General features: G+C 63.9%; 18 protein-coding genes. 12 read left to right on the forward strand and 6 right to left on the reverse strand.

Annotated features, from left to right (window positions below):
- From ADBZ9O_RS12000 to ADBZ9O_RS12035, 8 genes are read left to right on the forward strand one after another with little or no spacing between them, the layout of a single operon-like run.
- Positions 1 to 846, forward strand: coding sequence for an MlaE family ABC transporter permease (locus tag ADBZ9O_RS12000; RefSeq protein ID WP_526531438.1), 846 nt, complete (start codon positions 1 to 3; stop codon positions 844 to 846).
- A 13-nt stretch (positions 847 to 859) separates the two neighbouring features.
- The gene (locus ADBZ9O_RS12005) at positions 860 to 2,077 is read left to right on the forward strand and encodes an MCE family protein (protein ID WP_526531440.1); all 1,218 of its coding nucleotides are present in this window, start codon (positions 860 to 862) and stop codon (positions 2,075 to 2,077) included.
- Entirely contained in the window at positions 2,074 to 3,096 is a 1,023-nt protein-coding gene (locus ADBZ9O_RS12010) for an MCE family protein (RefSeq protein ID WP_526531442.1), read from the forward strand. The genes ADBZ9O_RS12005 and ADBZ9O_RS12010 overlap by 4 nt, the downstream gene beginning before the upstream one ends.
- The gene (locus ADBZ9O_RS12015; protein ID WP_526531444.1) at positions 3,096 to 4,178 is read left to right on the forward strand and encodes an MCE family protein; all 1,083 of its coding nucleotides are present in this window, start codon (positions 3,096 to 3,098) and stop codon (positions 4,176 to 4,178) included. Before ADBZ9O_RS12010 ends, ADBZ9O_RS12015 begins: the two co-directional genes overlap by 1 nt.
- Positions 4,175 to 5,692 (forward strand): MCE family protein, encoded by a 1,518-nt coding sequence (locus tag ADBZ9O_RS12020; protein ID WP_526531446.1) that lies wholly within the window; start codon positions 4,175 to 4,177, stop codon positions 5,690 to 5,692. The genes ADBZ9O_RS12015 and ADBZ9O_RS12020 overlap by 4 nt, the downstream gene beginning before the upstream one ends.
- Positions 5,692 to 7,077, forward strand: coding sequence for an MCE family protein (locus ADBZ9O_RS12025; protein ID WP_526531448.1), 1,386 nt, complete (start codon positions 5,692 to 5,694; stop codon positions 7,075 to 7,077). The genes ADBZ9O_RS12020 and ADBZ9O_RS12025 overlap by 1 nt, the downstream gene beginning before the upstream one ends.
- The gene (locus tag ADBZ9O_RS12030) at positions 7,077 to 8,765 is read left to right on the forward strand and encodes an MCE family protein (protein ID WP_526531450.1); all 1,689 of its coding nucleotides are present in this window, start codon (positions 7,077 to 7,079) and stop codon (positions 8,763 to 8,765) included. The genes ADBZ9O_RS12025 and ADBZ9O_RS12030 overlap by 1 nt, the downstream gene beginning before the upstream one ends.
- A gap of 49 nt (positions 8,766 to 8,814) precedes the next feature.
- Positions 8,815 to 9,096 (forward strand): hypothetical protein, encoded by a 282-nt coding sequence (locus ADBZ9O_RS12035; protein ID WP_526531452.1) that lies wholly within the window; start codon positions 8,815 to 8,817, stop codon positions 9,094 to 9,096.
- A gap of 33 nt (positions 9,097 to 9,129) precedes the next feature.
- Here the strand turns inward: ADBZ9O_RS12035 and ADBZ9O_RS12040 are convergent, their stop codons facing one another.
- Entirely contained in the window at positions 9,130 to 9,651 is a 522-nt protein-coding gene (locus ADBZ9O_RS12040) for an Rv2253/PknI dimerization domain-containing protein (RefSeq protein ID WP_526531454.1), read from the reverse strand.
- A gap of 145 nt (positions 9,652 to 9,796) precedes the next feature.
- The gene (locus tag ADBZ9O_RS12045) at positions 9,797 to 10,528 is read right to left on the reverse strand and encodes an Rv1363c family protein (RefSeq protein ID WP_526531456.1); all 732 of its coding nucleotides are present in this window, start codon (positions 10,526 to 10,528) and stop codon (positions 9,797 to 9,799) included.
- A 103-nt stretch (positions 10,529 to 10,631) separates the two neighbouring features.
- On the opposite strand from ADBZ9O_RS12045, the gene ADBZ9O_RS12050 reads away from it, so the two are divergent.
- A complete protein-coding gene (locus tag ADBZ9O_RS12050; protein WP_526531458.1) occupies positions 10,632 to 11,021 on the forward strand; it encodes a hypothetical protein in 390 nt (129 codons plus the stop codon).
- 65 nt (positions 11,022 to 11,086) lie between these two features.
- Here the strand turns inward: ADBZ9O_RS12050 and ADBZ9O_RS12055 are convergent, their stop codons facing one another.
- Entirely contained in the window at positions 11,087 to 11,524 is a 438-nt protein-coding gene (locus ADBZ9O_RS12055) for an Rv2576c family protein (protein ID WP_526533090.1), read from the reverse strand.
- Positions 11,525 to 11,601: 77 nt separating this feature from the next.
- Positions 11,602 to 12,072: a hypothetical protein gene (locus ADBZ9O_RS12060; RefSeq protein WP_526531460.1), complete on the reverse strand. Its 471-nt coding sequence runs from the start codon at positions 12,070 to 12,072 to the stop codon at positions 11,602 to 11,604.
- Positions 12,073 to 12,363: 291 nt separating this feature from the next.
- On the opposite strand from ADBZ9O_RS12060, the gene ADBZ9O_RS12065 reads away from it, so the two are divergent.
- Genes ADBZ9O_RS12065 through ADBZ9O_RS12075 form a run of 3 tightly spaced genes read left to right on the forward strand, consistent with a single transcriptional unit; the run spans position 12,364 to position 15,387 of the window.
- Positions 12,364 to 13,947: an AMP-binding protein gene (locus ADBZ9O_RS12065; protein WP_526531462.1), complete on the forward strand. Its 1,584-nt coding sequence runs from the start codon at positions 12,364 to 12,366 to the stop codon at positions 13,945 to 13,947.
- Positions 13,948 to 13,963: 16 nt separating this feature from the next.
- Positions 13,964 to 14,407 carry a nuclear transport factor 2 family protein gene (locus ADBZ9O_RS12070; protein ID WP_526531464.1) on the forward strand — a complete coding sequence of 148 codons (444 nt, stop codon included), beginning with the start codon at positions 13,964 to 13,966 and terminating at the stop codon, positions 14,405 to 14,407.
- A complete protein-coding gene (locus ADBZ9O_RS12075) occupies positions 14,404 to 15,387 on the forward strand; it encodes an NAD-dependent epimerase/dehydratase family protein (protein ID WP_526531466.1) in 984 nt (327 codons plus the stop codon). Before ADBZ9O_RS12070 ends, ADBZ9O_RS12075 begins: the two co-directional genes overlap by 4 nt.
- A 28-nt stretch (positions 15,388 to 15,415) precedes the next feature.
- Here the strand turns inward: ADBZ9O_RS12075 and ADBZ9O_RS12080 are convergent, their stop codons facing one another.
- Both ADBZ9O_RS12080 and ADBZ9O_RS12085 read right to left on the reverse strand, forming a co-directional pair.
- Positions 15,416 to 17,059 carry an FAD-dependent oxidoreductase gene (locus tag ADBZ9O_RS12080; protein ID WP_526531468.1) on the reverse strand — a complete coding sequence of 548 codons (1,644 nt, stop codon included), beginning with the start codon at positions 17,057 to 17,059 and terminating at the stop codon, positions 15,416 to 15,418.
- Between the two features lie 39 nt (positions 17,060 to 17,098).
- Positions 17,099 to 17,734 (reverse strand): IclR family transcriptional regulator, encoded by a 636-nt coding sequence (locus tag ADBZ9O_RS12085; protein WP_526533092.1) that lies wholly within the window; start codon positions 17,732 to 17,734, stop codon positions 17,099 to 17,101.
- Positions 17,735 to 17,839: the final 105 nt, after the last annotated feature.

Raw genomic sequence — 17,839 nt, forward strand, 5'->3', positions numbered from 1 at the left:
GTGACGTTACGGGCGACGTATCCGCGGTTGGCGCGGCAGTTGGATCGGCCGGTGGGGTTTTTCGCCGGGATTGGTGATCACGCTCTGTTTTATGGTCGGGCGTTGGCGGCGACCCCGTTCGCGGCGACGCATTACCGCCGTGAGGTGATCCGGTTGATCGCGGAGATCTCGATGGGTGCGGGCACGTTGGCGATGATCGGCGGCACGGTGGTGATCGTCGGGTTCCTGACCCTGGCCACCGGTGGTGTCCTGGCCATCCAGGGGTACAGCTCGTTGGGCAATATCGGTATCGAAGCGTTGACCGGGTTCTTGGCGGCGTTCATCAATGTCCGCATTTCCGCGCCGATTGTGGCGGGGATCGGGTTGGCCGCCACGTTCGGGGCCGGGGTGACCGCGCAGTTGGGGGCGATGCGGATCAACGAGGAGATCGACGCCCTGGAATCGATGGGTATCCGCCCGGTCGAATACCTGGTGTCGACGCGGATTGTCGCGGGGATGATCGCGATCACCCCGCTGTACTCGATTGCGGTGATCTTGTCGTTTCTGGCGTCGCAGTTCACCACGGTGGTGTTGTTAGGTCAGTCCGGCGGCCTCTACGAGCATTACTTCAACACGTTTTTGAATCCGATCGATTTGTTGTGGTCGTTTCTGCAGGCCATCTTGATGGCACTGGCCATCCTGCTCATCCACACCTATTACGGTTATTTCGCCACCGGCGGCCCGTCCGGGGTCGGGGTCGCGGTCGGTAACGCGGTGCGTACCTCGCTGATCGTGGTCGTCTCAGTGACCCTGCTGATCTCACTGGCCATCTACGGCTCCAACGGCAACTTCAACCTGTCAGGCTAGGGGAGGGATACGGGTGACGACTCATCAGTCGGGCAGCGGCAGAGCCAAGTACGCGGCGCCGCTTGCGGGCGTGGTGACAGTGGTGGTGATCCTGGCGATCATCGCCCTTGCCATCGGTCTGTTCCGCGGTTCGTTCACGAAAACTGTTTCGGTGACCGTGCTTTCGTCTCGGGCAGGTTTGGTGATGAACCCTGAGGCCAAGGTCAAGATGCGGGGCGTGCAGGTGGGCACGGTCGAATCGATCGAGGCGCTACCGAACGGCGACGCCGCCCTACACCTGGCGATGGACCCGTCGCAGCTACATCTCATCCCAGCCAATGCGAACGTCGACATCACCTCGTCAACTGTGTTCGGCGCCAAGTTCGTTCAACTGACCGCACCCGCCGAGCCTGTTGCGCAGGCGCTGCAACCCGGGCAGGTATTGCAGGGCGAGCACGTGACCGTGGAGACGAATACGGTATTCCAGCAACTGACCACACTCCTGGGCCGGATTGACCCGACCAAACTCAATGAGACGTTGGGCGCCCTGTCGCAGGGACTGGCCGGACGCGGCGATCAGCTCGGCCAGACGTTCAACGATCTCGACGAGTTCCTGGCCAAGTTGGAGCCGGGTCTGCCCAGCATCAGTCATGACATTCAGACCTTGCCCGAGGTGGCCAATGCCTACGCCGATGCGGCGCCCGATCTGCTCAAGACCGCGGCCAACGCATCACAGTTCAGCGACACGATCGTCGACCAGCAGGAGAACCTGGACACCCTGCTGGTCAGCGCAATCGGACTGGCCGACACAGGTAATCAGGTGCTTGGGGACAACCGCAAGCCACTGTCCGACGTGCTGCACCTGCTGGTACCGACCACCGATCTGCTCAACGAGTACCACCACGCATTGAACTGCGCACTGCTCGGCATGCGGCCGATCGCTACGTCGCCACCTCAGCCCGTGCCCGGCGTCCTGGTGAACGTCAGCTTCGTGCTCGGTGTGGAACGGTACAAGTACCCGGCGAACCTGCCCAAGGTCGCCGCCACCGGCGGCCCGCATTGTGAGGATGTCGGACTGCCCGAGGTGGCGTTCAACGAACACGCCCCCTTCGTCGTCGCCGATATCGGCGCCAACCCCTGGCAGTACGGCAACCAGGGCATCCTGCTGAACTCCGCCGGCTTGAAAGAGGCGTTATTCGGTCCCCTCGATGGCCCACCCCGCAACTCCGCACAGATCGGCCAACCAGGATGACCGGCACCAGGAATACCATCGTCAAGCTCGCCATCTTCGGCGTGATCATGGTGCTGCTCACCGGATTACTGTTCTTCATCTTCGGTCAGTACCGCACCGGGTCGGTGAACAACTACTCGGCGGTGCTCACCGACGCCTCCCGCCTGCAGGCCGGCGATACGGTCCGGGTGGCCGGTATCCGGGTCGGCACCGTCGATGACGTGTCATTGCAGGACGACAAGACGGTGCTGGTGAAGTTCGACACCGACCGCGACATCGTGTTGACCACCGGCACGAAGGCCATGGTGCGCTACCTCAACCTGGTCGGTGACCGCTACCTGGAACTGGTCGACGGCCCGGGGTCGACCCGGGTGATGGCGGCGGGATCGCGGATCCCGTTGGACCGCACCGCGGGTGCGCTTGATCTCGATCTGCTCCTCGGTGGACTACGCCCGGTGATCCAGGGGCTCAACCCCCAGGACGTGAACTCGCTGTCCAATTCGCTGCTGCAGATTTTCCAGGGCCAGGGTCCCACCATCGAATCGCTGTTCACCAAGACATCCTCGTTCACCAACGCGTTGGCTGATAACAGCCAGGTCATCGAGCAGTTGATCGACAACCTCAACATTCTGGTCGGCACGCTCTCCAAGCAGGGCGACCAATTCACCGGTGCGGTGGACAAGCTGGAGAAGTTGATCACCGGCCTGGCCAAGGATCGCGACCCGATCGGCGAGGCGATCGACTCCCTGAACACCGGTACTGCATCGTTGACCAGCCTGTTGACGCAGGCACGGCCACCGCTCGGTGGTCTGGTGGACCAGCTCGACCGGCTCGCCCCGCTGCTGGACGACCAGAAAGCTCTGTTGGACACCGGATTACAGAAGGCGCCGGAGAACTACCGCAAGCTCGTCCGGTTGGGCGCCTACGGCAGCTTCGTCAACTACTACATCTGCGGGCTGAATCTACGGCTGACAGATCTCCAGGGTCGTACCGCGGTATTCCCCTGGATCAAGCAGACGACGGGAAGGTGCGCTGAGTAATGCTCAAGTACCGCGGATCACACCTCGTCAGGGCCGGCATTATCGGCGCGACGCTCATCATTCTCGTCATCACTGTTGGGCTGCAGCCTGCGCGCCTGCTCCAGTGGGCCACCTCGGTTCGGCACCAAGCTTTGTTCTCTGAGGCAGGTGGCATCTCCGTCGGGAACGATGTCACCTTGTCCGGTATCAAAATCGGTTCCATACAGGATGTTTCGCTGCAGAACGGTGACGCGCTGATCACCTTCACCACGGCGGGCAAGTATCAACTCGGGTCGCAGACCACGGCGCATATCCGCACCGGGTCGCTACTCGGTGAACGCGTGCTGACGCTCGAATCGGCAGGCAGCGGATCGCTGCGACAGTCCGATGTCATTCCCGTGACACGGACATCGTCGCCGTACTCGCTGACCGAAGCGGTCAGCGACCTGACCTCGAATACGGCCGGCACCGATACCGTGGCGCTGAACCAATCACTGGACACGTTGTCGGACACCATCGATCAGATTGCGCCGCAACTGGGTCCGACCTTCGACGGCCTGTCCCGCATATCCAAGAGCATCAACAGCCGCAACGAGACCCTCGGCGATCTGTTCAAGAGCGCAGGCGACGTCACCGGGATCCTCTCGGAACGCAGCCAGCAGGTCAACACACTGATCCTCAACGCAGATGACCTACTAGGCGTGCTGTCGGCACGCAGGCAGGCGATCGTCAACCTGCTTGCCAATACTTCTGCGGTGGCACAGCAACTGACCATGTTGGTGGCCGAGAACGAGAAGGAATTGGCCCCGACCCTGGAACGACTCAACCGAGTCAACGCCATGCTGCAGAAGAACTCCGACAATATCGTCAAGGCATTGAAGGGTTTCACCAAGACTGCGGTGACCAACGGCGAGACAGTCAACAACGGCTTCTACTACACGGCGTATGTGCCCAACCTGCAGCCCGCGCAGTTGCTGCAGCCCTTCATGGACTACGCCTTCGGATTCCGCCGCGGCTTCGACGCCGGTCTGCCACCCGATAACGCCGGCCCACGCGCTGAGCTCCCGCTCCCGTACAACGGCATTCCCGGAGGCACACGATGACCCGCAAGAGAATCGCTCCCTTTCTGGCGGTCGGCCTCGTGGTGCTACTGGTCGCTGCCGTGGCAATTGTGTTGCAGAAGAGCGTCTTCGGGCCGAAGACCATCACCGCCTACTTCACCTCGGCCACCGGCGTCTACCCGGGTGACGAAGTCCGGGTGTCCGGTGTCAAAGTCGGCACGATCGCATCGATCGACCCGGTGGGCACCCAGGCCAAACTGACCCTCGACGTGGATCACGACGTTCCCATCCCCGCCGATGCCAAGGCGGTGATCGTCGCGCAGAACCTGGTGGCGGCGCGCTATGTGCAACTCGCACCGGCGTTTCGGACCAGCGGCCCGACGATGGGCGACGGCGCGGTGATCCCGGTGGACCGCACCGCTGTTCCCGTCGAGTGGGATGAGGTCAAGGACCAGCTGATGAAGCTGGCCACAGATCTCGGCCCGAAGAGCGGTGTCTCGACGACCTCGGTCGGACGTTTCATCGATACTGCGGCCAACGCCCTTGACAACGGCAACGGTGACAAACTGCGCGAGACGGTGACGCAGCTGGCCGGCGTGGGACGTGTCCTCTCCGATGGCAGCGGCAACATCGTCGACATCATCAAGAACCTGCAGACCTTCGTCACCGCCCTCAAGGGCAGCAGCACCCAAATCGTGTCATTCCAGAATCGGCTCGCATCACTGACCAGCGTGCTCGACGACAACAGGTCCGATCTCGATTCCGCGCTGAAGGATCTGTCCATCGCCGTCGGCGAGGTGCAGCGGTTCGTCGCGGGCAGTCGCAATCAGACCGCCGAGCAACTCCAGGGACTGGTGGCCGTCACCCAGAACCTGGCGGATCATCACCTCGACCTGGAGAACCTTCTGCACACTGCGCCGAACTCTTTTGGCAACGCGTACAACATCTACAACCCGGACACCGGCGACGATATCGGCTCCTTCGCGCTGGCGAACTTGTCCAACCCGGTGCAGTTCATCTGCGGCGCGATCGGTGGTATCGAGAACACCACAGCACCCGAGACGGCCAAGTTGTGCCAGCAGTATCTCGGCCCGGCCGCCCGGCTGCTGAACTTCAACTTCCTGCCCTTCCCGCTCAATCCGTACCTGATGAAGTCGGCCAGTCCGGACCGGATCATCTACTCCGACCCGGCGCTGGCGCCCGGCGGCGCGGGAACGCCCAGCCTGCCCGAGATCCCGCCGTCGGTATCGGCGTACACGGGGTTGAACGGTGATGTGCCCCCGCCGCCCGGGATGGGCCCGCCCGGCGCACCGATGCCGCCGTCGCGGCTGCCGTTCTACCCGTCACCGGCGCTGTACCCGGGGGCTCCCATTCCGCCTGGACCGCCGCCCGGACCGCCGCCGCCCGCGATACCGCCAGGTTCGGTGGCTCCCGATCCGCTGGACAACGTGCTGCTGCCCGCCGAAGCGTTACAGCCTGCGCCGCCAGGCAATTCGCTCAATGGGGTACCGCTGCCAGGCCCGCCGCTACCAGCTGAAGGGACACCGCAGCCGTGATGCGTTGGAATCGAACACCCCGTTTTTCGGCCTTGATCGCCACCGGCGGTTGCGTGGTGCTGGTCTCCAGTGGCTGCGCCTTCCAGGGCTTGAATACTCTGCCCTTGCCCGGGGCCGTCGGGCGCGAGTCCGACGCCACCATCTATCACGTGCAGATTGCGAATGTCGCTCAGCTGGAATCGAATTCGCCGGTTTTGCTCTCTGATGTAGTGGTGGGCAGCGTCGGTAAGATGACCGTGGATCAATGGCATGCCGATGTCGAAGTGCGGATCCAGCCGGGTGTGGTGGTGCCGGCGAATGCTGTTGCCAGTATCGGCCAGACCAGCCTGCTGGGCTCGATGCACCTGGCGCTTAATCCACCGGTGGGCAAGGCCCCCGAGGGTCGGCTTGAGCCGGGCACCACTCTGGCACTGAACACATCGTCGACATATCCCACGACCGAGCAGACCCTGTCGTCGCTCGCGGCAGTGGTCAACGGCGGTGGGCTGGGCCAGATCGGTGATGTCATCCACAACTTCAACGCAGCCATCAGCGGCAACGGCCCCCAGGTCCGCGACCTGATCACCCGCCTCGACACCTTTGTCGGCACCCTGGACGCGCAGCGCGACGATATCGTCGCATCGATCCAGGGCCTGAACCGCCTGGCCGCCACCTTTGCCGGGCAAAAGGACGTCATCTCCACGGCCCTGACGAAGATTCCGCCAGCCCTGGAAGTGCTGGAACGGGAACGGCCACGGCTCACTGCGGCCCTGGACAAATTGCGAGTCTTCAGCGATACCGCAACCGGTGTGGTCGATGACGTCCAAGCGGATCTGGTGACCAATCTCAAGAACCTTGAGCCGACCATCAAGGCTCTCGCCGATGTCGGACCCGATCTGGACTTCCTGCTGACCTACGCCCTGACCTTTCCTTATACCCAGGGCTTTATCGACCGCAGCGTCAAGGGAGACTTCCTGAATTTGTTCGCGACGATCGATGCGACGGTCCCGCGGCTCAAGCGCGGTTTGTTCCTCGGTACGCGCTGGGGTGAGGAGAACGCGGCGTTGGTGCCACCGGCCGGCGACCCGAGCTTCATCCAGTACACCTACGACCCGCTCGCCGCTGGGGTGGCGCCACCCCCGCCGGGGACGCCGCCGGCCGAACCTGACGACCCGGCCGATGCGATGCCGGTGCCATCGGGACCGATGCCCCCGATCACGGCAGAGGTCGGTCCGCTGCTGCCGGTCGTCCCGCCACCGCCGCCACCCGCACCACCGGGCCAACCGGCAGGCGCGCAACCCATGACAAATCAGAACGGTGTCTTCGCCGGCCCGTATGGACCGGCGTCCGCACCGCCCGAGGCACAGGTGCCGGCCAAGGCCGCACCGAATAGTGGAGGCCGCTGATGCTGACCAGGTTCGTCAGAATCCAGTTGACGCTCTTCACCATCGTCGGGGTCATCGGCGTCGCTGTGATGATTTTTGGCTACATGCAGGGCCAGACCCTGCTGGGGGTGGGCCGCTATACCGTGAAGGTGCAGCTGCCTGCCACCGGCGGCCTGTACCAGTTCAGCAATGTCACCTACCGGGGCGTGCAGATCGGCAGGGTCACCTCGGTGGACCTCACCCCGACCGGTGCGGAAGCCACACTGTCGCTGGATAGTTCGCCCAAGATCCCCGCCGACCTGACCGCGGCGGTGCGCAGTATCTCGGCGGTCGGCGAGCAGTACGTCGATCTGCGGCCCCGCACCGATTCCGGCCCGTACCTCCGGGACGGTTCGGTGGTCCCCTTGAAGGACACCTCCATCCCGCAACAGGTCGGGCCGGTACTCGATCAGGTGAGTACGCTGCTCGACAGCATCCCGGGGAACAGCCTGACGAAGCTGCTCGACGAGGCGCATCAGGCGTTCGGGGGCACCGGATACGACTTCGGTTCGCTTCTGGATTCCGGTTCCAAGATCGCCGCGGAGAGCAATAAGTCCGCCGATACCACCCGCACGCTGGCCGAGGACGCCGGACCACTACTGGATACGCAGGCTCAGACGGCCGACGCGATCAGGACCTGGTCACGCAGCCTGGCGGGGGTGACCGACCAGTTCGTCGTCAATGACCCGCAGGTGCGCAACATCCTGAGCACGGGCCCCGGCGCCCTTCAAGAGGCGACCAAGCTGCTCGAGCAGATCAAGCCCACATTGCCGGTCCTACTGGCCAACCTCAGCAGTATCGGTCAGATCGCCGTGACGTATCACGCGTCGATCGAACAACTTCTGGTGTTGTTGCCGCCGTTCGTGGCCGCGACCCAGACGTTCGGTGTGTCGGCGAAGAACTCCGGTGGCCTACCTCTGGGTGAGTTCGCCATCGAGATCGGTGACCCGCCTGCCTGTACCGTCGGTTTCCTGCCGCCGTCGCAGTGGCGGTCACCGGCCGATACGACCACCATTGACACCCCCGACGGCTTGTACTGCAAGCTGCCGCAGGATTCTCCTGTCGCCGTCCGCGGCGCGAGGAATTACCCCTGCCAGGCGGTGCCGGGTAAACGTGCGGCCACCGTCGAAGAATGCAACAGTGACAAGCCCTTCGTGCCGCTGGCGATGCGCCAGCATGTGCTCGGTCCCAACCCCATCGATCCGAACTTGATCGCGCAGGGGATCCCGCCCGATGATCGCATCGACCCGAGCGCAGATATCTACGGGCCGCTGGAAGGCACGCCACTGCCCCCGGGTGTTGGGGTTCCCCCTGCGCCGGGTGCACCACTGGCAGCGCCGGTGCCCGTGCCGCCCCCACCGCCGCCGGTAGGCAATTCCCTTAACGGCCAACCATTTCCGGCCGTGCAGCCACCGCTTGTCGAGGATCCCGCTGCTCCTGCGGCAGGTCCCTTGCCAGGGCCCGTGGACGTAGCGCCGGTGCCCGATGCGGTACCGCAGGCCGCGCCGAGTGCATTCAACGGCGCCACCCCTACCGGGCCGTCGGTGGCCGTCGCGCAGTACAACCCGAAGACCGGGCAGTATGTCACTCCTGACGGTGAGGTGTTCTCGCAGTCGAACCTCGCGGCACAGGGGACGCCGAAGTCGTGGAAGGACCTGCTGCCCATCTGAGGGGCGTGTGGGGGATCTTTGAAATGAGAGGTAAGACGTGAAGAGTTGGATGGCAGTGGCGGTCACCGGCATCACCGTTGCGTGTTTCGTAGTGGGAGCGCCGCAGGCGCAGGCCGATGAGAACGCATTTCTGTATGGCCTCTCGGGCAGCTACTTCCTGCGAATCTTCGGTGCCCAGAAGATGATTGAGGAAGGCCATAAGGTTTGTGCGACACTCGCCGGCGGCCCGGTTACACCCGAAGTCATCGACATGGTGCAGGTCGATCTGTCGGTGCCCCTCAACACAGCACAGGACATTGTCAACACTGCCTTCAACAAGCTGCCCTGCTGACAGCCCGGCGGCAAGGTCAGAAGATGCGAAGGGCTAAGCGGCCTTCAGGTTGAATGGCATGTTGATCTCCAGACGCTTGTTGATACCGCAGGCCCCGCTGGCCGAGTTGGTGATGTCCTCGCCGAGCCAGACGCCTTGCGGTGTCACCGACTGCTGGCCGGTCATGGGGTCGCCGGCGTAGAACCGGAACAACTGCAGTCCGTCGGCGAAGGTGCCGTTGGAGCAGGGCTGCCAGTTGGGGATCGCTCGTTTGACGAACCACAGACCGCTACGTGCATAGATCGGCGCATCCCAGCCCGCGTCGCTGTGCACAGTCCCCGTACAGTCCGTGGGGCTGACGCACGTTGTCGACACCGTCCACGTGGTACGCACGACGGCTTCGTTGCGGTACTGCTCATTGGTCTTAGCGAACTCGCCGTTGGAAGTGGCGATGAAAGTGCCGTTGATACCCCAGTTTCCGTCATCGGCTATGGCCGTCGGAGCAGGTGATCCGGTGACGACAAGGGCCGCGATCGCTGCGATGCTCAGACCGGCCCGCACAGCGCGTGCACCCATCAACGACTCCTCAATACATTGCGTGCCAACGATTCCGGCGACGCTGCTGGTATCGGCATTCTCGATCGGGAGAATAACACTGGCGGACGGCTCAGGTTCATAGTTTGAGTGCTCTCAGCTTGCACAGGCACAGATGGCACGGGCATTAGGAGACGAAGTCGACGCCAGACATCTTGAGCTCGCCGCCGTCGCGGGTCAGTGTCACGCTGATGCGCCACTGCGCAGGCTTGCGTTCCTTGGTGGCGGTGTCGACCGCCTCCGAGGTGGCGGCGACCAGAACGACTCCGGTGTCGGCGCTCATCGACTCGACCGCGGTGGAATCCACCGTGACGGTGGTGACGACCTTGGCCTGCTCCAAGGAGTTGGTGAGCGCATCCACGGTGGCGGTCAGGTCGTCCTTGAACTTGCCCGTCGAGCTGTCCAGGAGGCGCTGCACGCCCTCCTGAGCTTCGGTGAAGTCGATTGACATCAGATTGACCACACCTTGGCGCGCGGCGGCATTGAACTCGGCCGTGCGCTGCTGTTCGGTGGTGACGCGGTGGTGGCGCCACATCAGGTAGCCGCTGGCCGCCAGGCAGGCGCAGATCAGCACGACACCCACAACGGCGAGCAAGGTCTTCACCACCGACCGTGCGCGTCGTGACGGCGGCTGTGGCGGCAGTGGCTCATCGGTCGCGATGACGGAGACTTCGGCCGTGGCCGGTGCCGTCACGGCCCGTGAACGCGACCGAATCGCCCTCGCACGCGCGGCTGCGGCGCGGGCGTCGGCCTCTGCTGCGGCGGCGTCGGCCTCCGCTGCAGCAGCTTCCGCCTCCGCCGAATCGATGAGCGCCAGAGCGTTATCCTCCGCTGGCGTCGCCGGGGAGCGGTCCGTCATAACGGTTGTCTCCTCGACTCCTGTTGCGGCACCGAACAAACAGTGCCGAAGTAAACTTCTCCAAGGGGGAGAATTTGCTTTCCAAATATGCCAGAGTGGTGCGGTGCGATCGACCGTAGCAGCACTGGCTGCCATTCTGACAGCAGCGATGTTGTCAGTACCAGCACCGTCGGCCGTCGCCGAACCTGCCCCGACGAACTGCGACAACCCATTCTGCACTCCCGGGATCACGCCCGGGGTGGTGTTGGGCGCGTATTGCGAGCAGACCGGCTACTACGTCTACGGCACCACGTCATGGGGCCGACTGGTGTTCTGCGGGTCACCTCGACGGTATGAACCCAGATATTTCCGCTCGCCCCCGATGAAGGGGATCAGGGACGAGAATTCCAACTGCTCGGGATTCGACGGTTTCGTGGCGCAGGCGCCGGACGGTTTGTTCCTGACCTGTGTAGGCGCGAACGGCGAAAGCCGTTGGCTGCGCGGCGACGCCTGATCAATCGTCTCGACCGAGTGAGCGCCGGCTCGTCTGTTCTGTGCTGACCAGTTACGGATCGAAAGTTACCAGTTACGGATCGAGCAAAGCGCGCCCTTGGGCCCGCTGTTCGTCTTGACCACGACCCCGTCCACCTTCAGTTCGCAGTGAATCTGCGGCGTCTCGCTGGACCAGCCGCTGGTGGCGGCGACCATCGCCCAGTCGTCGGGATTGGCCAACATGACGTCGAGGACCCACGACTTACCGGGACCCAGATCGGCTTCGATCCTGGGGCTGTAGATGTAGGGATTGTGGCTGTAGTCGGCGAAGTTCGCGGGGTCGGTGTCCCGGTAATAGATATCGGCGTTATTGGGCTGCTCGCTGGTCACGGTGTAGGTGACGTGGTGCAGGAAGTCTTCGGCTGAGGCGGTTGCCGTCGATAACGACACACCTGCAAGAGCGCCGGATGTGGTCACCAGGCACGCCAGTCCCAGCCGGACTGCGCGATTGGCCGGAAGCATCATGTCCATGCGTTAACGCCCCTTACGCAGGTCGGTCGCTGTGCGAAGTCCCTATCGGTGGTCTTCATGGTTCTAGGTGGTCAGAACCGGGTCAGCCAGAACGGATACGTCAACGTGCCGGGCTGGCCGTCGCAACCCGCGTCAAATGAAGAGGTCAGCGTTCCGGCGAGCGTGGTCGCGTCCCAGGAGTAGACGTCGTGGGTCATCGAGGTGGGCCCGTAGTAGACGTTGCCGCAGCGCAGGCCGAAGGGATCGTCCACGGTCAGGGTGTAGCGACCGTCAACGAGGTGCACGTCATCGCGGTAGTTGAACGCCTTCGCGACGGGTTGTGCAATGGCGTACACGTGAATGCACTCCGGTGGTGGGCCACCGCCGTGTCCGCCATTCGCACACGACGCGACAGCCCAAATCCAGGTGTGGAAATCGAACCTGTCCGGAATGTTCATTGCCCAGTTGCCGATCGGGTTCGTGACGGCACCGGCGGGTGGGGCGAGTAGACCCGCACCCACCATTAGAACGGCACCCAGTGCTCCCGCCAGGGCTTTCCTCATACCGCGCTCCATTTCCGGATCGGATCTCGCCCGGCTGACTATATGGCCCGACGTCACGTCGGTGGCCGGTTTCAGGCGTTCCCGACCGGCCATGCACGCAGACTCGGCGAGATTATCATTCTCTAAGGCCGAGAACTACGTGTTCAGTCCAACTCGGCTGCGAAGCATGCACACTCGTGCGGCCGCGCCCAAGGCTGAACAACGTCCCACTCGGATGTTCTTCTAAAACGGTATTGGCATTCTCGACTGAGGAGAAATAGCATCTCCTTCGAAGGTGGAGGTGTCGACCCCATGCGCAATATTCCAGTCGAACTGGCCCAACGCTATGAGCAGGAGGGCTGGTGGACCCGTGACACGCTCGGTGATCTCGTCGCCCGCGGGTTGGCTGCGACACCGGATGTCGAGTTCCGGGTGCATTCCGCCGTTCGGCCCTATCGGGGCACCTACGGCGAGGTTGAGTCGACCGCGCGACGCCTGGCGGCCGGGTTGCAAGCACGGGGAGTGGGCCCGGGGGATGTCATCGCGTTCCAGCTGCCGAACTGGCAGGAAGCCGCCGCGACGTTCTGGGCGACGGCGCTTCTCGGCGCGGTAGTGGTGCCGATCGTGCATTTCTACGGTCGAAAGGAGCTCGGCCATATCCTCGCCGATGCCCGGCCCAAGGTGTTCATTACCGTCGAGCAGTTCGGCCGGATGAGGTACGAGCCGGAGGTGTCGGCTCAGGTGCCGATTGTCGGGGTGGTGGGCGGGAGAGACCCAGGCGTGGTGGGTGAGAGAGACCCAGGCGTGGTGGGTGTCACTTTCGAGGAACTGCTGGCCGACGAGCCGCTGACGGGCGTGCTGAGCGCCGACCCGGCCGACCCGGCGCTGATCGCCTACACATCGGGTACCACCAGCGCGCCAAAAGGTGTGGTGCACAGCCACTATGGCCTCGTCCACGAGACTTATCAGCTGGTATCGCAAAACCCTCATGACACCGGAAAGCAGCTGACCGCAACACCTGTCGGGCATTTCATCGGCATGGTCGGCGCCCTGTTGATGCCCGTCATCGGCGGAAGCCCGATCAACCTCGCCGACGTCTGGGATCCGGGTCTGGCGCTGGCGTTGATGCGCAGCGACGGTCTGGCGATCGGCGGCGGTCCGCCCTACTTCGTCACCAGTCTGCTGGATCACCCCGATTTCACCCCCGAGCACCTGGCCGGCGTTCGGGTGGTGGGGCTGGGCGGATCCTCGGTACCCAGTGCGGTAACCAAACGGTTGGCGGGTCTTGGGATTACCGCATTCCGGTCCTACGGCAGCACGGAGCATCCGTCCATCACCGGATCCCGTTACGACGAGCCGGAGACCAAACGGCTCTACACCGACGGTAAACCCCTCTCGGGGGTGGAAGTGCGCCTGGCCGACGACGGCGAGATCTTGTCCCGCGGGCCGGACCTGTGCCTCGGCTATACCGATGAGGCCTTGACCGCCAGGGCTTTTGACGCCGACGGCTGGTATCACACCGGTGATATCGGCATCCTCGACGAGGACGGCTACCTGACGATCACCGACCGCAAATCCGACATCATCATCCGCGGTGGGGAGAACATCAGCGCCCTGGAGGTCGAGGAAACGCTGCTGACCATGCCCGGCGTCGCCGAGGCAGTGGTCGTCGCTGCAGCCGATGCGCGGTTCGGTGAACACGCTGCGGCAGTGCTGCGGATGCACGCCGGTCACGACTTACCGCGTCTGGATGATGTGCGGGCTCATTTCCAGGCGTGTGGGATGGCTCGGCAGAAATGGCCCGAGGAACTGCAGAAGGTGGACGACTTCCCGCGGACTGCCAGCGGCAAGGTGCAGAAGTTCAAGGTGCGCAAGGATCTTTCGTGCGTGCTGTGACCCCGAGAGGATGCCGATGAGCGAGCGCGACACCATCAGGGCCGTCCAGGAACTGACTCAGGCGAAAGCGCGGTACTGCTTCACTCTTGATACCAGGGACTGGGCCGGTTTCGCCGATCTGATGACCGCTGATATCGAGTTGGATGTCAGCGACGGCAACACCGGTGTGCCAGTGATCACCGGCCGCGACAACGCGGTCGACATGATCCGGTCGTCGCTGGCCAATGCGAAATCGGCCCACCATGTGCACACCCCAATCATCGATCTCAATGGTGATGAGGCGCAGGTGATCTGGGCCATGCAGGATCGGGTCGTCTGGGAGAACGGGCCGGCACTGACCGGGTATGGCCACTATCACGAGCGGTGGGTGCGTCAATCCGGGGAGTGGAAGATCGCCTCACTTCGGCTCACTCGATTGATGATGGAATTTCAGCAGCCATCAGCACCGCAGCACGCATGACCGAACCCAAAAAACTCGTCATCGGTGCCAGCGGTTTTCTCGGCTCACACGTGGTGCGCCAGCTCGTCGAGGGCGGCGACGATGTTCGGGTCATGGTCCGGACCACGAGCTCGACGGTGGGCATCGACGATCTCGAGGTCGAGCGCTGCTACGGCGACATCTTCGACGATGACGCGTTGCGCGCCGCGATGGCCGGCTGCGATGTCGTGTACTACTGCGTCGTCGATGCCAGGATGTGGCTCCGCGATCCCGCGCCGTTATTCCGCACCAACGTCGATGGTCTGCGTCATGTGCTCGATGCCGCGGTCGAGGCCGAGCTGCGAAAGTTCGTCTTCACCAGCACGATCGGCACCCTGGCCATCAATGACAGCCGACTGGTCACCGAGGATGACCCACACAACTGGAGCCAGGGCGGCGCCTATATCGAATCCCGCGTGGCCGCCGAGGAACTGTTGTTTTCCTATGTCAGCGACAGGGGTTTACCTGCTGTCGCACTGTGCATTTCGACCACCTACGGCCCCAGGGACTGGCAACCCACGCCGCATGGTGGGGCGGTCGCCATGGTCGCGGCAGGCAAAATGCCGTTCAGTTTCGATCAGTCCCTGGAAGTCGTCGGCATCGAGGACGCCGCCCGCGCTATGTTGTTGGCCGCGGATCATGGTAAAGCCGGTGAACGGTACATCATTTCGGACTGTTACCTCAGTGGTCGTGAAGTGAACCAGATCGCGGCCCGCGCTGTTGGCGCTCGAGAGCCGAGGGTGGTGGTGCCCAAATCGGTGCTGTTTTTCGCCGCCAGACTCAACGATCTGGCGGCCCGGATGCTGCGCAGGGATCTCATGCTCGCGACGGTGGGGATGGAGATCGCCGAACTGATGTCGCCGTTGGACCACAGCAAGGCCGAGCGTGACCTCGGCTGGGAACCGGAGCCCGTCGCGGACGCGATCACCAAGGCCGCCCGCTGGTTCCACGCCCGCTCCTGATCTCGCCCAAACCAACAAACGGGCAGAGCTAGGACGCAGGTTCACCCGTTGCGGCGTGATGGCCGGCTCGATAGCCGAAGACCATCGCCGGACCGATGGTGCCGCCTGCGCCACCGTAGGCTCGGCCGGTGATGCCTGCCATGGCGTTACCCGCCGCGTAGAGCCCTGGTATCACCGCACCGGACACATGTATTACGCGGCCGTCACGATCGGTACGGGGTCCACCTTTGGTGCCCATCGAACCCACGGCCACCGGAACCGCGTAAAAGGGTGCCGTATCCAGTGGGCCGAGGGTCTTACCCGCGGTGGTGGTGGCGTGCTCGTCACCCCAGTAGCCGTCATATGCGCTTGCGCCGCGGCCGAAGTCGGGATCGAACGGCTCCGAGGCGCCGCCGGAAACAGCGCCGTTCCAGGCCGCCAGGGTCCCAGCCAGCCCGACCGCATCGATACCTGTCTTCTCTTGCAGCTCGTCGAGATCACGTGATTTGCAGAACCAGTCGGGTACCGGTTGGCCCGGTTCCACGCCGAGGAAGCCGTACCGCTTGAGGTGCTGATCGTCGAAGACGATCCAGGCCGGGTCGTTGACGTAGCCGTTGCGGGGATCGAGGTAGTGGAAGGCTCCGGCCATCGAGTTGTAATCGCATGCCTCGTTGACGAAGCGTTTACCGGCTTTGTTGACGATGATGCTTCGGGGCCGGGTCCGCTCGAGTCGCACACTGCGACTGCGTTGTTCGCCCTCGATGGTGTCGCCGGGGATGCTGACGACGGGCACCCACCAGGCCTCGCCCATGTTGCCGAGGTCGGCACCGAGCGCCATCGCCATCCGCAAGGCGTCGCCGGTGTTGTGCGGTGGTGAGACCGGGCCGTGCATCGGCCCGCGCAGGAAGGTGCGGACCAGCGTCGGGTCCCATTCGAAACCACCGTTGGCCAGGACGACACCGCGCCGCGCGCGGATGTTGAGCGTCATCCCGTCGACGATGACCCGCACACCGGTGACGACACCATCGTCGGCGATGAGTTCGACGGCGCGCGCACCGGTGCTGGGGGTGACCCCTGCGTCCAGCAGGCCCTTGAGGAGGCCGGCTACCAGGGCGGTGCCTGCGACGATGACGTCCGGCGAGGCGTCAGCGGCCAACGTGTCGGCATGCAGCCGGGCCCTGGTTTCAGCATCGATCCCGACATTGCTGAAATCTGGTGGGAACGAGGTGATCCGGTCGCGCCACTGCGGGATCCGGGTGAGGTCATATGCCATTGGACCGAGGGAGCGTCCGCCTCCGGGCTTACCGCCGGGCAGCTCGGGCTTGTAGTCAGGGAACCCGGTGGCGATCTCCAACTCCACGTCGCTGTGCGCCTCGACGAAGTCAAGCATCGCCGGTCCAGTCCGCACGAACGTCTCGACCAGGTCTTCGTCCATCGCTCCGAACGACTGGGCTCGCAGATACTCGAGTGCGTCCTGTACTGACAGATCAGGGGCGCGGTCGTGGGCGGGAATCCAGATGACACCGCCGGAGACTGCGGTCGTACCGCCAACGGTGGTGGACTTCTCGTATACCGCAACCTCGGCACCACCGGCCACGGCTGCCAGCGCAGCGGTCAGGCCGGCACCGCCGGTGCCCAGGACGACAACATCGGTCTCCTGGTCCCATATGACAGCATCATTCGGAGCAGACACGGTGATCCTCTCGTTGTGCCAGTAAGGCTTTCGTCGAAATCATGCCAGGATGGCCGACAGCTGCTCGGCGGTCGCCATCACCGCTTCCCGCCCGCGCTCGACGACGTCTTCGCGGTGTGAGATCAGGTTTATACAAGTCGGTGGCGACGGGCGAAGTCGGTACACCGGAACTGCCAGCCCAAAGGTATTGGGCTCGATTTCGCCGTGGGTCACTACCCAGCCCCGCTCCCGGGTCACGGTGACCAGGTCCCGCTCATCCGGTCGCGGCGGCATACTCGCCAACAATGCGATCCCTGCGGCGCCGCGGTCCAGTGGATAGCGGCTGCCTTCATGAAACGACATTTGATAGGCGACGTGGGTCGGCACGATCACAGCGATGGCCACCTGTTGGTCGCCCTCGGCCACTAACAGCGACACCGTCGTGCCCAACTCGTCGGCCAGCGCGCGCAACCGCGGCAGGCACAACTGGCGCACGCCATTGTCAAAGGACGCCCCCAGTACCGCGAGACCGGCTGCCGACCGGTACCGACCGTCCTCGCCCTTGGTCACGAACCGGAACTGGGCCAACGTGGTGAGTAACCGGTAGGCGATCGTCCGATGGACGCCGATGTGTTCGGCAACCTGCTGCACGGTCAAGCCGACGGGTGCGGCGGTGACGGCTTGAAGCGCCGTCAATCCTCTGGCGAGGGTCTGGGAACCCGGTGCCGCACTGACCCTAACCGCCGCGCTGCTGACGTCCGGGCCGGTGGCGCCGACCGCGGGGTGGTCAGCGCGAGGTCC

This window comes from Mycobacterium sp. (assembly GCF_965229105.1).
In the GTDB taxonomy this organism is placed as follows: Bacteria; Actinomycetota; Actinomycetes; order Mycobacteriales; family Mycobacteriaceae; genus Mycobacterium.

Coding starts and splice junctions, on each gene's coding strand:
- ADBZ9O_RS12025 (WP_526531448.1), top strand. CDS start 5,692: ATGCGTTGGAATCGAACACCCCGTTTTTCGGCCTTGATCGCCACCGGC.
- ADBZ9O_RS12045 (WP_526531456.1), bottom strand. CDS start 10,528: ATGACGGACCGCTCCCCGGCGACGCCAGCGGAGGATAACGCTCTGGCG.
- ADBZ9O_RS12075 (WP_526531466.1), top strand. CDS start 14,404: ATGACCGAACCCAAAAAACTCGTCATCGGTGCCAGCGGTTTTCTCGGC.
- ADBZ9O_RS12040 (WP_526531454.1), bottom strand. CDS start 9,651: ATGGGTGCACGCGCTGTGCGGGCCGGTCTGAGCATCGCAGCGATCGCG.
- ADBZ9O_RS12065 (WP_526531462.1), top strand. CDS start 12,364: ATGCGCAATATTCCAGTCGAACTGGCCCAACGCTATGAGCAGGAGGGC.
- ADBZ9O_RS12020 (WP_526531446.1), top strand. CDS start 4,175: ATGACCCGCAAGAGAATCGCTCCCTTTCTGGCGGTCGGCCTCGTGGTG.
- ADBZ9O_RS12055 (WP_526533090.1), bottom strand. CDS start 11,524: ATGATGCTTCCGGCCAATCGCGCAGTCCGGCTGGGACTGGCGTGCCTG.
- ADBZ9O_RS12060 (WP_526531460.1), bottom strand. CDS start 12,072: ATGAGGAAAGCCCTGGCGGGAGCACTGGGTGCCGTTCTAATGGTGGGT.
- ADBZ9O_RS12035 (WP_526531452.1), top strand. CDS start 8,815: ATGGCAGTGGCGGTCACCGGCATCACCGTTGCGTGTTTCGTAGTGGGA.
- ADBZ9O_RS12010 (WP_526531442.1), top strand. CDS start 2,074: ATGACCGGCACCAGGAATACCATCGTCAAGCTCGCCATCTTCGGCGTG.
- ADBZ9O_RS12030 (WP_526531450.1), top strand. CDS start 7,077: ATGCTGACCAGGTTCGTCAGAATCCAGTTGACGCTCTTCACCATCGTC.
- ADBZ9O_RS12015 (WP_526531444.1), top strand. CDS start 3,096: ATGCTCAAGTACCGCGGATCACACCTCGTCAGGGCCGGCATTATCGGC.
- ADBZ9O_RS12070 (WP_526531464.1), top strand. CDS start 13,964: ATGAGCGAGCGCGACACCATCAGGGCCGTCCAGGAACTGACTCAGGCG.